Source organism: Virgibacillus sp. CM-4, from assembly GCF_000445495.1.
Lineage (GTDB): Bacteria > Bacillota > Bacilli > Bacillales > Amphibacillaceae > Virgibacillus > Virgibacillus salexigens.
In genome coordinates, this window is sequence record NZ_AUQA01000006.1 from 1,015,299 (window position 1) to 1,030,905 (window position 15,607).

14 protein-coding genes and 1 riboswitch are annotated in these 15,607 nt (G+C 37.0%); of the genes, 9 read left to right on the forward strand and 5 right to left on the reverse strand.

The features are described 5' to 3' along the window. The first annotated feature begins 91 nt into the window (after positions 1–91). The 3 genes from M948_RS38370 to M948_RS38380 are packed head-to-tail and all read left to right on the forward strand — an operon-like array spanning position 92 to position 3,767. The gene (locus tag M948_RS38370; RefSeq protein WP_021291864.1) at positions 92–1,189 is read left to right on the forward strand and encodes an endospore germination permease; all 1,098 of its coding nucleotides are present in this window, start codon (positions 92–94) and stop codon (positions 1,187–1,189) included. After that, positions 1,176–2,633: a spore germination protein gene (locus M948_RS38375; RefSeq protein ID WP_021291865.1), complete on the forward strand. Its 1,458-nt coding sequence runs from the start codon at positions 1,176–1,178 to the stop codon at positions 2,631–2,633. Before M948_RS38370 ends, M948_RS38375 begins: the two co-directional genes overlap by 14 nt. Next, entirely contained in the window at positions 2,634–3,767 is a 1,134-nt protein-coding gene (locus M948_RS38380) for a Ger(x)C family spore germination protein (protein WP_021291866.1), read from the forward strand. A 25-nt stretch (positions 3,768–3,792) separates the two neighbouring features. On the opposite strand, the gene M948_RS38385 is transcribed toward M948_RS38380, so the two are convergent. After that, complete coding sequence (locus tag M948_RS38385; RefSeq protein WP_021291867.1) at positions 3,793–4,572, reverse strand: aminoglycoside adenylyltransferase domain-containing protein; 780 nt, start codon at positions 4,570–4,572, stop codon at positions 3,793–3,795. A gap of 102 nt (positions 4,573–4,674) precedes the next feature. Between M948_RS38385 and M948_RS38390 the strand changes: the two genes are divergently transcribed. Further along, positions 4,675–5,223 carry a GNAT family N-acetyltransferase gene (locus tag M948_RS38390; RefSeq protein ID WP_021291868.1) on the forward strand — a complete coding sequence of 183 codons (549 nt, stop codon included), beginning with the start codon at positions 4,675–4,677 and terminating at the stop codon, positions 5,221–5,223. A gap of 159 nt (positions 5,224–5,382) precedes the next feature. Here M948_RS38390 and M948_RS38395 read toward each other — a convergent pair whose 3' ends face one another. Both M948_RS38395 and M948_RS38400 read right to left on the reverse strand, forming a co-directional pair. After that, positions 5,383–6,447, reverse strand: coding sequence for a Gfo/Idh/MocA family protein (locus tag M948_RS38395; RefSeq protein WP_021291869.1), 1,065 nt, complete (start codon positions 6,445–6,447; stop codon positions 5,383–5,385). Continuing rightward, positions 6,441–7,553: a DegT/DnrJ/EryC1/StrS family aminotransferase gene (locus M948_RS38400; RefSeq protein WP_021291870.1), complete on the reverse strand. Its 1,113-nt coding sequence runs from the start codon at positions 7,551–7,553 to the stop codon at positions 6,441–6,443. Before M948_RS38400 ends, M948_RS38395 begins: the two co-directional genes overlap by 7 nt. 207 nt (positions 7,554–7,760) lie before the next feature. Between M948_RS38400 and M948_RS0122150 the strand changes: the two genes are divergently transcribed. The 4 genes from M948_RS0122150 to M948_RS38415 all read left to right on the forward strand — a co-directional run bounded on the left by M948_RS0122150 (position 7,761) and on the right by M948_RS38415 (position 12,288). Further along, the gene (locus M948_RS0122150) at positions 7,761–9,470 is read left to right on the forward strand and encodes a nucleotide sugar dehydrogenase (protein ID WP_021291871.1); all 1,710 of its coding nucleotides are present in this window, start codon (positions 7,761–7,763) and stop codon (positions 9,468–9,470) included. A gap of 28 nt (positions 9,471–9,498) precedes the next feature. Beyond that, on the forward strand, positions 9,499–10,491 hold the full coding sequence (locus M948_RS38405) for a glycosyltransferase family protein (RefSeq protein WP_021291872.1): 993 nt from the start codon (positions 9,499–9,501) through the stop codon (positions 10,489–10,491). A 107-nt stretch (positions 10,492–10,598) separates the two neighbouring features. Continuing rightward, positions 10,599–11,126: an NTTRR-F1 domain gene (locus tag M948_RS38410; RefSeq protein ID WP_021291873.1), complete on the forward strand. Its 528-nt coding sequence runs from the start codon at positions 10,599–10,601 to the stop codon at positions 11,124–11,126. A 94-nt stretch (positions 11,127–11,220) separates the two neighbouring features. Continuing rightward, the gene (locus M948_RS38415) at positions 11,221–12,288 is read left to right on the forward strand and encodes a glycosyltransferase family 2 protein (RefSeq protein ID WP_021291874.1); all 1,068 of its coding nucleotides are present in this window, start codon (positions 11,221–11,223) and stop codon (positions 12,286–12,288) included. 15 nt (positions 12,289–12,303) lie between these two features. Here M948_RS38415 and M948_RS38420 read toward each other — a convergent pair whose 3' ends face one another. Beyond that, a complete protein-coding gene (locus M948_RS38420; protein ID WP_021291875.1) occupies positions 12,304–13,080 on the reverse strand; it encodes a class I SAM-dependent methyltransferase in 777 nt (258 codons plus the stop codon). 105 nt (positions 13,081–13,185) lie between these two features. Beyond that, positions 13,186–13,737: an NADPH-dependent FMN reductase gene (gene ssuE, locus M948_RS38425; RefSeq protein WP_021291876.1), complete on the reverse strand. Its 552-nt coding sequence runs from the start codon at positions 13,735–13,737 to the stop codon at positions 13,186–13,188. 81 nt (positions 13,738–13,818) lie between these two features. Next, a riboswitch (SAM riboswitch) is annotated at positions 13,819–13,922 on the reverse strand. Positions 13,923–14,080: 158 nt separating this feature from the next. Here ssuE and M948_RS38430 point away from each other — a divergent pair. Further along, positions 14,081–15,592, forward strand: a complete 1,512-nt coding sequence (locus tag M948_RS38430; RefSeq protein WP_021291877.1) for a multicopper oxidase family protein — start codon at positions 14,081–14,083, stop codon at positions 15,590–15,592. Positions 15,593–15,607 lie beyond the last annotated feature (15 nt).

Sequence of the window (15,607 nt, forward strand, 5' to 3'; positions counted from 1 at the left end):
TAACTTGGCTATTCACTTCTTTTCGTGCAATGAATAATTTATTCATACTTCCCTCACACTACCATTATCTACATTTCTTGGGGGATCCTGAATGAGTAAGATTTCCATTTCGCAGTTTTTTGCTATTTTATTATTAGCTACAGGATTAAGTAATCATGTCTTGGTTATACCGATTTTAATAAATGCCGCCGGGCGTGATGCGTGGCTTAGTGTAATCATTGGTTACATGGTATTTACTATTTTTTCCCCAGTTGTTCTATATGTCCTCAAAGGGATTAATGCTACATCTGTATTTGACTGGCTAACCACAAATTATTCTCGTTTCCTAAGCAGGGTTATTGGACTCCTATTCTTATTATTTTTCGTAGTTGCTGGCTGGATAACATTGAAAGAAACAACCATGTGGACTGACGAAACCTATCTCTTTGAAACACCGAATCTTGTGATTGCGCTATTTTTATTAGGTACATCCTTTTATATTTCCTATGGTCGATTAAACGTCATTGCTATCTGTGCAGGTGTACTGCTTCCACTGGTAATTATATTTGGCATTTTTGTAGCAATTGGCACAATTCCCGACAAAGATTACATGCTAGTCACCCCTGTTTTGGTTGAAAATACCTGGAAAGACGTATTTAGAGGTGCACTATTTTCACTTGGTTCGGTCATTGAAGTTGCTCTTTTATTACTATTACTACAGCATCAAGTGATCAAGCGAATTCAATTTAAACATATGCTTATTCTAATTTTATTCCTTTGTATTTTGACTGCAGGGCCATTGTTGGGCAGTATTGCCGCATTTGGTGTAGAAGAAGCTGAAAGAATGCGGTTTCCAGCATTTTTCCAATGGCGAATTCTAGGTTTAGGTAATTACTTTAATCACTTGGATTTTTTATCGATTTATCAATGGCTGTCGGGTAACTTCATTCGATTAGCAGCAACTTTATATATCCTTACTCAAATTCTTCAAATACACTCGAGAGCAAAACGGATATTTGTTCAATTATTTATTTGTTTTTTCTATATCTTATTTACAATTGCTCCTATAACGGACGAGGCATTTTTTTCTTTCTTAGCTAATTATTATTATATTGGTGGCGGTATCTTAGGAATATGTATTATCTTTATTCTTACTGTCTTAATCGCAATTGCAAATGGAAGGAGGAACAAAGCTCATGCAAAAAAATAACCAACCAGCAAAACAATCGATTATCAAGGAATTATTTCGCCATACTTCCGATGTCAGTGTAGAAGAACATCACTTATTTAATACAAAAAAGAAAGAGGCAATGCTCGTTGTTTATTGTAATGGACTTATCGATCATCATATATTAATTAATAGCATCTTTCCGGATATTCAGTCTACCTTTTATCATACTGGCTTAAAAGGATTAGAAAATATCAACTGTACAGTAAAAAAGCCATGGACATCCAACATAGATGCACTTGAATCTATTCTTTTGGAAAAAATATTTAATGGATATACTGCAATTATAATTGCAGAAGTGATTTACTTCTTCAATACGATAGATGTACCCAAACGTACTCCTGAAGAATCCAATTCGGAAGTGTCGCTTCGTGGTCCAAGGGATGCGTTTGTTGAAGATATTTCGTTGAATCTTGCGTTGGTAAGAAAACGCGTAAAATCCAATTCACTTGTTGCTGAAGAGTTTACCATCGGAAAACGAAGTAAGACAAAAGTACAGCTCGTATACTTCACAGATATCCAAGATAAACCAATGATTCGTAAAGCGAGAGAGAGATTGAATCAGATAGATATTGATTTTTTATCTAGTGATAATCAATTATTACCGATCATTGGCGGTTCACACTATTCTCTCTTTCCATTAATGGAATCTGTTTCAAGGCCGGATGGTGTAGCAGGAAGCTTGGCAAGAGGAAGATTTGCTATTTTTATTGATAACGTACCGAATGTAGTTGTTGGGCCTGCAAATCTAGGTTATTTCTTTAATTCTTCAGAGGATGCATATACCCCCTATTATTATGCCACATTTGAACTGGCACTGCGCTTTGTAGGGTTTATGCTTGCTATCTTTTTACCCGCATTTTGGGTTGCCTTATCCGCTTATAATATGGATCAAATCCCTTTCCCCTTGCTAGCAACGATAGCCGCTTCACGATTAGGTATACCTTTTAGTCCAACAATCGAATTATTACTAATGCTCGCACTATTTGAGTTATTCAGAGAAGCTGGTGTTCGTTTACCTAAAGCAGTAGGACAAACTGTTGCTGTTGTAGGAGGATTAATTGTTGGAGACGCTGCCATACGTGCAGGCCTTACCTCTCCTACGATGTTGGTTATCTCAGCAATTACTGCTGTCGCTACTTTCACTTTAGGAAATCAGGCGTTATTTGGAACAGTCTCGATTTTTAGAATTGCCTCTATCCTGTTTGCATCTATTTTTGGTATGTTTGGTTTCTTTATCAGTGTATTTTTGACACTCGGCTATTTAGCCAAATTAGAATCGTTCGGGGTTCCCTATTTGAGTCCGATTTCCCCATTCATTAGAAGAGATGTTTTAAAATCTATCCTTAAAAAACCAGTTGTCGACCAAAATGAACGTGCAGCCATTCTACATCCAATCGATAACGATAGGCAAGGTGAAAAGTAAATGAGACTTGTGAAAACATGTATATTGCTTATTGTTCTGCTTATTATCTTAACGGGGTGTTGGGATGAAAGACAAATTAGCGAAGTTAACTATATTACGACATTAGGAATTGATTACCAAGAAGATAACTATATTATTTATGTACAAATGTTAGACTTTTCTAATGTAGCAAAACAAGAGTCAGGGAAAACATCTGAGCGTACCCCTTTGTATATTGGAAAAGCTACGGGTAAAACAATTAATGATGCTGTCAATAATTTATATCGAACCTCACAACAGGTTGTTAATTGGGCACATATAGGTGCCATTATCTACTCTGACGCCATATTAGAAAAAGGAGTGACGGATGCAGAACAATCATTGCGAAAAAATGGTCAATTTCGCTACACTCCTTGGATGTTCGGTACGAAAGAATCAGTTGAAGAAATAATGTCGTTATCTGGATTTTATCAATTACCACCCGTATACACGATTTTATATAAGCCATTAGATATGTTTAACGAATACTCATATATCGCGCCGCTTCGAATGCATAAATTTGTTTCCATTTACAAGGAACCTGGCGGAACAGCGATTCTTCCTTCAATTTCAATTAACGATAAGAGTTGGAAAGAATCAAAAGAAGACATAAAACCTAAGCAAACCTTAGAAATAAATGGTGTATTTCCTGTAAACGACGGTAAAAGTAAAGAATGGTTATCCTTTAAGGAAGTTCCTGGACTGCGATGGACACAAGAAGATACAAATAACACGACAATCGATATTCTAACAGAGGATAATGTCAAGAAAGGGTCGGTACGTATATTAGAACCTACTGCAAAATTTATAATCAAACGGGGTAACAAAAATTTTCAATTTAATATTCAGCTTAAAGCTTCTGGCTCCGTTACCGATTTGGAAGAACAACTGCCGATGAAAGAAATTGAGAACTTAGTACGACAACAAATGAAGAAAGAAATTCGAGAGACGTATGAAATAGGCGTTGAAAAAGGAGTCGACCTCTACAACATAAAAAATAAATTATTTCATGATCGGGTAAAACCTGACCAATTACAAAATTACTCATTAACTAAAGAGAAGTTAAACAGGATAACGGTTGATTTTCATTTAGAGACAGAAGGGGTATATGAGTAAGCTGCTGAATCCAATAAACAGCCGCTTATTTTTTTTCACGTATATTACGATTAATTGCTTCTAACATAGTATTAGCAAATGCGGTTAATTGCTTTTGATCCCATTTGGTTTCCAATTCTATTTCACTAATATATACATCTAGAGCTAATTCAATACAATGGTGAAACCGAGCAGGAAGATGTTTTAATGCCCATTCACCTGCTTCTTTTTTAGATGTTACTTTATTTTCTTTCATAAAATAATCCACTCTGCATAAATTTAAGCAATAATAGACAGGGAAATAAATAATATTATTGTAAGCATCGGCCACATCATTCCTAATCGACGCAAGATACATTTTTCTATCTATATCGGGGAAAACTGAGGTAATCGCTTCGCCATATAGCACCTTACCACGCTCATGTGTTACGACAATATGTGCAGCTAAATCATCATCTTTGCCATTCTCACATAAATAGCTAGCGTCTCTGTGATAACGAGCTCTATGATCTTTGGAATAATGCAATTCAAATGCGATCGGGTATTGCAAAGGAAATAAAGATTCCTGTAGAAGAATACTCATTTCGATACGCACATCTAGATTGTTCTCTATGTTAATTATTTCGCTGATGAATTGCCTTTTATCATGTGATGTCAAGTTATGATGGATGATAACTAATAAGTCAATATCACTATACGTTCGATTATAGCAATCCATTGCTAATGATCCGTGTAAATATACACCAATCAGATTATTCCCGAGCTTGTTTTTACATAAGCACTTGAATTGCTGCAAAGCTTCGATAGCATGATTCAGTTTGGACACCTCATTTATCTTGGCATTGAAACGATTAATCATTCAATTATAATAATATTATAAAGATTGTTATTTTATAAAGTATATCATAGCCAAAAAGGAGGGTATCTATTGTTTTATCACCGACTGAATCCAGATACGGAATTACGAATATTGGAGCACCGTCACGCAGAAGCGTTATTTATATTGACAGATAGATCCAGATATCACCTACGGAAATGGTTACCCTGGATTGATTATACCCAAACAGTACAACATACATTATCTTTTATCGATGCTGCCCTTAAACAATTTAGTGCAAATAATGGATTTCAAGCTGGTATCTGGTACAAAGGGGAATTGGCTGGAATCATCGGCTTACACACCATTAATTGGGAAAATCGCTCCACATCCATCGGTTATTGGTTAGGAGAGCAATATCAGGGAAATGGCTTGATTACCCAATCCTGTCAAGCTATTATTAGCTACTGCTTTCAACATCTACAATTGAATCGTATAGAAATTCGTGTAGCAACAGAGAATAAAAAAAGTGCTGCTATTCCGGAGCGGCTTGGTTTTCAGAAAGAAGGCCGATTACGAAAAGCGGAATGGCTTTATAACCGTTATGTAGACCATGATGTTTTTGGATTAGTAAAAGCAGATTTACAAAGGACGATTTAGTTCATTTCCTCTTACGAGAAACAGGACAAGCATCGATGATTCCTATTCATACGATGCTTGTTGAAGTGGTAGAAATTCTTGTTTGATCAAATTCGTTTCCAATCTATTAATCATACACTAGCAACTCGCTTCTCTACTAATCTATCCATATCACTTATGTTACCAATCATGCATCCATTCTGTGCGAAAATCATTTAAAGGGAAGCGAACTGGTTTACCTTCTTTCGCTGACTGGTACATTCCAAAAATAACTTCCAATGCTTTCTTTCCTTCAGAGGCAGTCATTAAATGATCTTCCTGTTTTTTTATCGCTCGAATAAAGTCTTGATACATATACATATGCTCGTTCCTATCATTCGTTGTATTCCCTAACGCTTGTATAGCTTCTGGATGGGTTTGGCTATAACAGTGAATAATTTCATTGAAATGCTCCCCACCAACAATAATAGATCCTTCTTCTCCAAATAATGACAAATAGTAACCTTGGTTACTTGGTTTAGTAATGGTATTCGCTTCAATTAATCCTTTGGATTGTCCTTCAAAAGATAGAATTCCTGTTGCAATATCTTCTGTTTCTTTATTCTTATTGGTATTCATCATCTCCCCATAAACAGATGTAGCATCGCCTAAAAGCCAAAGTAATAAATCTACCATATGAATTCCTTGATTTAGTAACATTCCACCATCTTTATCCCATGTGCCCTTCCAAGGTGATGACGCATAATATGCTTGGGAACGATGAAGTCGTAATGTAGCTACTCCTAAATAGATATCACCAAAGTACCCCTTCTCGATGAAGGATTTCAACTTACGCATGAAAGGACGATAACGTAGTTGATGACAAACGAAGATTCTTCGGTCTTTTTGTTCAGCTAACCTAATCATTTCCTCTACTTCTTGTAATGACAGTGCTATCGGTTTTTCGATAATTACATGCTTCTTATGCTGCAGTGCTTGTATAGCAATCTGGGCATGCAGGCTTGAAATAGTCGAAACAATAACTACTTCTACCCGTGAATCTTGAAGAAGGTTATGATAATCTTCATAGATTGTTATAGGAGCCACTTCATTCGACTGCTTTTGTCGATAACTTTTAGCAACTTCCTCCATCCGATCGACTTGCAAATCACTTACAGCTGCTAATGTTAACTCTTTGCAGTTTGCAATGGATGCAACATGTTTTTTGGCAATATAACCACAGCCGATGATACCCACACCTACCATGACTGCGCCACCTCAAATTCTTCTAAGGCATGAACTACGCTATCTTGCTCAAGTTCTGTCATGGAAGGAAACAATGGAATTGCTAGCAAGGTGTTTGCTAAAGCCTCAGCGATTGGGTAATCCCCATCTTGATACCCATGCTCTCGGTAAGCTCGTTGTAAGTGAATACAGCATGGATAATAGACCCCGGTCTGGATGCCTTGCTTATCTAGAAAACCTTTCAACTTATCTCGTTGATAAGAAGCTATACAAAATAGATGATAGGTATGTTCCCCTTTCTTATCTGCATATGGAAGTTTCATACAAGTAAGAGGTGCTAATGTTTGATAATACTTCTTCGCCAATTCGATGCGATGGTTATTCCATCCATTAATATATTTCAAACATACTAGAATAACAGCTGCATGAATCTCATCTAGTCTGCTATTAAAACCAATTTCATCATGAAAATATTTCTGGCTACTTCCATGCACTCGTAAGGAACGAATTCGCTTAGCGATCTTGTTATCCGAAGTTGTAATGATGCCTCCGTCCCCTATGGTAGAAAGGTTTTTTGTAGGGAAAAACGAAAAACAGGCAGCATCTCCTAAGCTCCCTACCATTTGACCACCTCTAGTTGCTCCAAATGCTTGACAGGCATCTTCAACAACGATTAAACCATAGTAATTAGCAATTTGATTAATCGTATCCATTGCTGCTGGCTGACCAAATAAGTGAACTGGCATAATTGCTTTCGTTGCAGGAGTTAGTTTATCTTCTATCTTCTGTGGATTAATAGTATAGGTTTTTGGATCAACATCTACAAAAACTGGAGTTGCACCAACTCTAGATATACTTTCTGCCGTGGCGAAGAAGCTAAACGGTGTTGTGATAACTTCGTCACCACTGCCAATTCCGTAAGATTGCAAAGTAAGTACAAGCGCATCGGTACCGTTGGCAACAGCAATTGCCTCTGTAACACCTATCTTCTTTGCGAATTCTTGTTCTAAGCGTTCCACGTGTGGCCCCATAACATAGGATCCACTCTCGATCACTGTTCTTATTGTCTGTTCAATTTCGGTTTGTATTTGCTCTAACTGTCCTCTAGGGTTGCTAATCGGAATCATCTTCATCTTCCTTTTCTTTATTTTGCTCCTAGTAGATTATGCTCCTTCTTTACCACAAACACGGCTTCTACCATAACCAAGATGAAATATGCTTTTGTCGATGAGACAACTTCATGATAGAAGGAAGCCTTTTTTCTATTAACCTAGAACAACCCTTTAGAGCAACGCATATACCATTAATACATTCCAACTGAAAGGATAAGGATTATGTTCGACAAAAAAAACAAACACTATATCATCGGCACTAATAGTCCGATGAAGAGAAAAATCATCTATTTCTTTCGTCAGAAAAACCTTGAATTAATTGAATGTGATACGGAAGTAGAAAGAGCTGTCTCCACACTTCTTCCTACTAATGATCGAAATAGGAAGCAGCAATTAGTGATTATCACTCATCCAGTATCGAACCAGCTATTTATTATTCGTTCTTCTCTGTCCAGCTACGATATTCAACCGAATACAAACTACGCTGATCAGTCAATGATCGACATCTATCTAGCTGATCATTGGTTTGATCTATTAAATAGGAATAAGGAAATCGATGAATCTCAAGCTGAAATTCTTCAAGCTTTAAAACGAATGATCGACCATTATGTCGAGCATCCTCCTAAAGAAGTCTATGTCAAAGAAAACATTACACCTTACTTGCAGTGTTCAGATCAAATAGCTGTCGTAGGTCTTGGGTATGTTGGACTTCCGGTAGCACTCGGTTTTGCAAAGAAATACAACGTTACCGGTATTGATGTAGATCTGGAAAAACTTGCGCTTTTACAGTGTAATCATGATCCCAGTGGACAATTTTCCAGTGATCAATTAGCTGCTGCTCATATCTCTTATACAGATAAAGGAACAGCACTTCAAACATGTCGTTATATCATTGTTGCTGTACCAACACCCATCACATGGAACGATGAACCAGATCTGACTTTTATTGAGAGTGCCTCGAGGTTAATCGGTAAACATTTAGCGAAGGATACAACAATTATCTATGAATCTACCGTCTATCCAGGCACAACTGAAGATATCTGTGTTCCTATACTAGAGAAAGAATCTGGTCTGCGGTCAGGAATAGATTTTTTTGTAGGCTATTCCCCCGAACGAATAAATCCAGGTGATGATAAGCACACGTTTGAAACAAACAATAAAGTAGTCGCTGGTCAGACGAAACACGTGTGTAATCGAATATATGATTTGTATGCCAGTATTTTAGATGCTTCTGTTTATAAAGCTTCTAGTATCAAAGTTGCTGAAGCAGCTAAAATTGTTGAAAACACGCAACGTGATATCAATATTGCCTATATGAATGAATTATCTATTATCTTTGGAAAACTTGGAATTGAAACAAGTGAAGTAATTAAAGCAGCTAAAACAAAATGGAATTTTAATCCTTATACTCCTGGTTTAGTTGGTGGTCACTGTATTGGTATTGATCCATACTATCTTATTTATCAATCAAAGCAACATGGCTATCATCCCACGTTTCTATCAAATGCCCGTACAGTGAATGAGGGAATGCCTGATTATATCGTTCAATCGCTGCTTCAGATAGTAGTGAAACATAAATTTAATTTGAAGGATTTGAACGTCATTCTATTAGGTATCACTTTTAAAGAAAACATTACTGATACGAGAAATTCCAAATCACTAGCTATCCTTGATCAATTACTAGCACTTGAATTTCATATGCAAGTATGTGACCCATTAGCTGATCCAGTTGTATTCAAAAATAATTATGATATGGACCTCCTTCCATTAAACCAATTAACTCCAGCCGATGTAATTATCTTCAGTGTACCCCACGCCTTATTTCACACACTAGACTTTAGCAAACTTACAAATAAGGGAAGTATTATGATGGATATCAAAGGTGTCCTCCCTGCATCGGTTGCTAATCAAGGGATCTATTGGAAGCTTTAATCAAAATAACAGGAAAGGAGTCTTTCAAATGAATCAAAAATTAAAAATACTTGTGTTAATTAAACCGTTTTGGGTTTATGCAAAGCATAAGCCAAAGATCGACACAGTGAAGGCACTGGAACAGTTTGCAGATGTATACTATTGGCATACGGATGGCCATATCAATGATATTATGTCAAAGTTAGACGTTACGCCTGACTTTATTTTTCATTATGATATTGCATGGAACTATGGTTTAGCCCCAAATATTGAAGGTTTAGACCAGACCACGATTCCGAAAGGCTGTTTTGTCATTGACTTACATTGGAAACCTGAGGAACGGATGAAATACTTCGAAGCGGTCGAAATCGATCTCATATTCTCTGCCACGAAGCATCCCTTTCTCAACGTATTCCCACACTACCGAGGTAAATTCAGATGGCTGCCATGGGCGATAAATCCAGAAATTATGAAAGATTGGGGACTAAAAAAGGATATTGACGCATTATTAATGGGATTAGTTTACATGGATGAGTCCAACAAAGGCAACTATACGCTCCCTAAGAAAATCCCTCCAGAAGGACGCTATGCCTTTCGAGATGCTGTATTTCAAAAAATGCGTGATAAACCTAGTTTTGTGCTCCACCCCCATCCAGGGCATCGCGTAAAACAATCTGATCAACTGATTGTCAATGAAAAATACGCCAAAGAACTGAACCGTTCGAAAATCTTTTTCACATGCGGTAGTAGGAACGAGACTGGTGGTGTTGCCGTCCTGAAGTTCTTTGAAGCACCAGCATGTAAAAGTCTATTACTAGCTGAGTCCAACAAAGATATTATTGATTTAGGATTTAAAGATGGTGAAAACTTTGTAGCATGTACCGTTGAAAATATCGAAGAAAAAACAGCGTACTATCTAGAAAATGACCAAGAGAGACAGCGAATTACTGAGAATGGCTATACGTTTATTCATTCACATCACACAAACGAAGAGCGTGCAAAGCAATTTTTAAAAGCGATACAAGAGATTATAACCTATTAAAATTCTATAAAATGTACTTGTTATCTGGCGCTAGTGCCTGAACAAGGTTTAATTATTTGCATAACGTATAGGGAATAAAAATTTAATCTATCAGAGGAGGAACACGATTGACTGTTAATAATTTATTGCTTAATGGGGGATTTGAAACCGGTGATTTTCAGTCCTGGGATATAATGAATAGTACAATTACTCAGTTCTATTCTCACACCGGAAATGCATCTGCTAAATTGGGTGGAGGTACTTCTCCAGCAAGCATTAGCCAAACCGTTCCAGTTGCTCCGGGACAAAACTTCCAACTGCTTGCATCGTTGTCTAGTACCCGTTTTTTAAGTAATCCTCGCGTCACGTTAGTTGTTGATTTTCTAGATGAAAATAATGCTGTTATTACGAATGGATTATTCGTAGAAATCAGCCAAGGCGATTTGCCAAATGCTGTATCTAGTAATTGGACAGAAATTTATCACACAACAGATATCGTACCCGAAACAGCAACACAAGCAATTGTTCAAATAAGCAAACAATCAGGTAACTTTTTATCTTCTAGCATATTAGTTGATGATGTGGCATTATTAGATTTTGATAGCAACCCGGATATCCCAGGTCCAACTGGCCCAGAAGGTACAACCGGATATTAATTCCATCGTTACAATCAAAGAAGATGCTCCCCCTACAGAGTATCTTCTTTTTTATAATAAACTTCTTGCTACACCATATGAAAGGAAGAAGATAATGGTTACCATCAGTCTTTGTATGATTGTAAAGAATGAAGAGCACGTGCTTGAACGCTGTCTTGATTCGATCTCCCATCTTGTTGATGAAATTAATATTGTAGATACAGGATCTAATGATCATACGGTTGCAATTGCGAAAAAATACACGGATCGCGTCTTCCATTTTGAGTGGACCGATAATTTCAGTGAAGCAAGGAATCAATCATTTTCGTATGCTACGAAAGATTATATCTTTTATCTAGATGCAGATGACGTTATAGACAAAATGGAACAAGAAAAATTATTTCATTTAAAGAAGCATTTAAATCCGGAATTTGATGCCGTATCGATGATATATCTAGCTGGAATAGATGAATACGAAAACGTTACGTTACAATATCGAAGAAATCGGTTAGTAAAACGGAGGAAGCAATACCAATGGTTTGGCGATTGCCATAATTATCTTCAAGTACGAGGAAAAATTTTTCATTCGGATATTGCAGTTTCACATAAAAAGAATGCACATGCCTATGGTCGGAACCTCCATATCTATGAAGCAATGATTTGTAAGAGCAGAAGCTTTACGGAACGAGACTACTTTTATTATGGCAATGAATTACGTGAAAATGGTTTTTATCAACAAGCGATAGAAGCGTATACAAATGGAATAAATATGAAATATGGCTGGATTGAAGAAAAAATATTTGCCTGTATTTTTCGTGCGGACTGTTTTTATTATTTAAATGAAGCTGAGCTTGCACTAGAATCTTTATTTCAATCTTTTCGTTTTTCAAAAACAGCTCGATCAGAAGCCTGCAGTCGAATTGGCCTTTTATTTCAGAAGAAACGAGAATTTCTGTTAGCTATCTTTTGGTATGAACTAGCATTACGTGTGGTACAACCTAAAAGTTCTTGGGGTTTTTCTTACCCGGCATATTCCACTTGGTACCCACATCAACAACTGTGTATTTGTTATTATAATCTACAAGCATTCGACCTTGCTGCCCATCATAATAATAAGGCTATGGAATACCGGCCAAACGATGAACTATTACGCTTTCACCAGACTTTGCTAAAGGGAAAATAAAACAAACATAGCCGATTACTTTTGTGCTTTCCAAATGGTCCAATAATCTTTTTCGATTATTGGCCTCATACTTACAATTTTTTTGTCTAAAGACAGAAGCAAGCGATCCATTTCATGATTATTTAAATAATGTAAAATTGAACGACCATTCTTTTGCTGAATGTCTGTTAACAGTTCCTGTTTTGATGAATACATCTTCCGTGTTTCCATCAATTTTGTTTCAGTAATATGGTTAAAGCCTGCATCAAATAATGCCTTTTTCACATCCACGCTAGAAATACGACGTCTCTCTTCCACTTTCTTTAGCTGAGGAAACATCTCAAAAATCCAGCCTCTTATATGCTGATGCGTTCCCTTTTTCAGGCAATCATCTAATGTACGATCTTGTACAAGCAAGACGCCATCATCCATTAAGATACGAGAAGCTTCTGTAAAGCAAGCAAATAGATCATCTAAATGATGGATAAGTGCCCGTTCGAGTACGAAATCGACACTTTTATCTGGTAAATGCGTTTGATATGCATGCCCTTTTCTTAAATGAATCATCGGATACTGCTTGCAATTCTCTTTAGCACCTGCCAGCATCGCTTCTGAATAATCAATCCCAATAACGTTGTTAATTCCTAATTCATATAAAGCCTTCGTATAAATACCACCACCACATCCAATATCTGCAGCATAAATGACACTTGTTGGAGTTATAATGTCCTTCACAATTTGAAGCCAAGACGGATCTGCTTCTCTGCTGGCGTATGTCATTTTCATGTTATCATCATGAAAATTCATCGACATTTCGACTACCTCCCTTTTCCATAAAGTATAGCTTATTAATTAAAATAAATATAATAGCGATTAATAATGGAAAGGGATAAATAAATCAAATCATCATTTCACCACTTATGAAGATGAATGAACTACACCTTGATGGTTTTGAATAAGTTCTATAAAATAGTGCACTTGTTTTGAAGCTCTTTCCAATGAAGCTTCTTCGATAATAGGAACGTCCGCAAATTTATCGATTTGGCTATCTAAAAAATATAGCCCTTTTAAATTATGACCTTTTAATGTCGCTAATACTGGTTTTAAAGCATATTCAATAGCTAGCAAATGCGACATACTTCCTCCAGTCATGACAGGTAAAACAGGCGTATGTTTAAGAACATCTTGCGGAAGAACATCCAGTAAAGCTTTCAACACTCCTGAATATGCTCCTTTATAAACCGGAGAACCTACAATGACTCCTTTTGCGGATTCAAGGGTTTGAGCTATGGAGGTAATGGCTTGACTATTAAAATTCCCAGTAAATAAATCTTCATAAGGAACATCTTTTACAGAGATAGAAGTAATCGAAAAACCATTCTGATTCAATATACTCCCAAGATAATTTAATACTTGATCTGAACGAGAAGGACTGGAAGGACTTCCCGACAAGATAGCAATTTCATTCATGTTGATCTCTCCTTTATGATAATGAAATAGCCCTCTCATTCTGATAGGAAAAAGAGGGCTCTTACAATTATATTCGTTCCGCTCTTATCTACCAAGATACACTCGCTGGATTTAGCACCTTTCTGAGTAAACAGAGGTTGCTGAAGCTTCTTCGGGCCAGTTCCCTCAGCTTCTCTTGATAAGATGATTCATTTGTTACTATATTGTATTCCAATTAATCTGATAAATCAAGAGGGAAATGTAACTTCTTCTCGCCCTTTCATTATTTTAGGATAATCGCCCAACCCTTATAGAGATAAGTTTCATCTACTGTATTACTACCTAGTTTTGTGGAGGTAATGAAATGAAATTGAAAAAATTTGTAGATGAGCTACCAATAATGCAAACGATAAAAAAACAAGGTTCCTATTTAGAAATGCGTATGGAGGAGTTTAGACAAAAGCTACACAGGGACTTAAAACCAACACGGCTTTGGGGATACAATAACCAATTTCCTGGTCCTACTATTGAAGTAAATGAAGGAGAAGAACTCCATATAAAATGGGAAAACCATTTGCCCGATAATCATTTACTTCCAGTGGACAAATCAATTCACCATATCGCTAACCATCCTGAAGTTCGAACAGTTACGCATGTACATGGGAGTGTGACAAAACCGGAGAATGATGGATATCCAGAAGCTTGGTTTTCCAGAAATTTCAAGGAGGTTGGTCCAGAATTTCTCCATCAAGTATATTCCTATCCCAACAAACAACGTGCTGCCACTCTTTGGTATCATGACCACGCCATGGGGATAACGAGGCTGAATGTCTATGCTGGTCTTGCCGGCATGTATATTATCCGAGGCAAGCAAGAAAAAAGATTAAATATCCCTAAAGATGAATATGAAATCCCGCTTATTTTAATGGATAAGACCATTAATAATGATGGATCGCTATTTTATCCGGTGGGACCGGAAAATCCACCTGCTAACTTACCGATTCCTTCCATCTTACCAGCATTTACTGGTGACAAGATTCTAGTGAATGGAAAAATTTGGCCATATCTGAATGTAGAACCAAGAAAATATCGGTTCCGAATCCTTAATGCCTCCAACACACGCACCTATACGTTATCTCTTGAATCTGGAGACCCAATGTATCAAATTGGTTCAGATGGCGGGCTCCTCTCAAAAACCGTTGTAGCAAGAAGCATCACAATGGAACCAGCAGAACGAATTGACGTAATTATTGATTTTAGGAAATACCAAGGAAAATCATTAATTTTAAGAAATGACCTCGGTTCTATCAACACTCCCGAAGATGAGACAGGGGATATTATGCAGTTTAATGTTCGCTTGCCTCTAAAGGGAAAAGATTCGACAATCATTCCAAAGCACTTATCATCTATCCCCTCCCTTAAAGATAAGCCTATATCAGCCATACGAAATTTAAAACTGGTAGGTGCGAGTGATGATTTTGGTAGGCCTTTATTATTATTGGACAATAAATACTGGGATGATCCGATCTCAGAAACACCGAAACTTGGCTCTACTGAAATTTGGTCTATCATTAATGTGACAGGCTTTACACACCCGATTCACTTACATCTTGTTCAATTCCAGGTTCTAGATCGTACCCCCTTTAACCTGGAGAAATTCAATCAAGATGGAAGCATCGTGTATACCGGATCAGCCGTCAAACCAAAACCTAATGAAAGAGGTTGGAAAGACACAATAGCTGCCCCTTCGGCACAGATTACAAGACTAATCGCAACTTTTTCCCCCTATGCTGGAAAGTTCGTTTGGCATTGTCATATCTTGGAACATGAAGATTACGATATGATGCGTCCTTTTTTAATACAAAAGCGAGACTAACTAGTAGGTGACCGC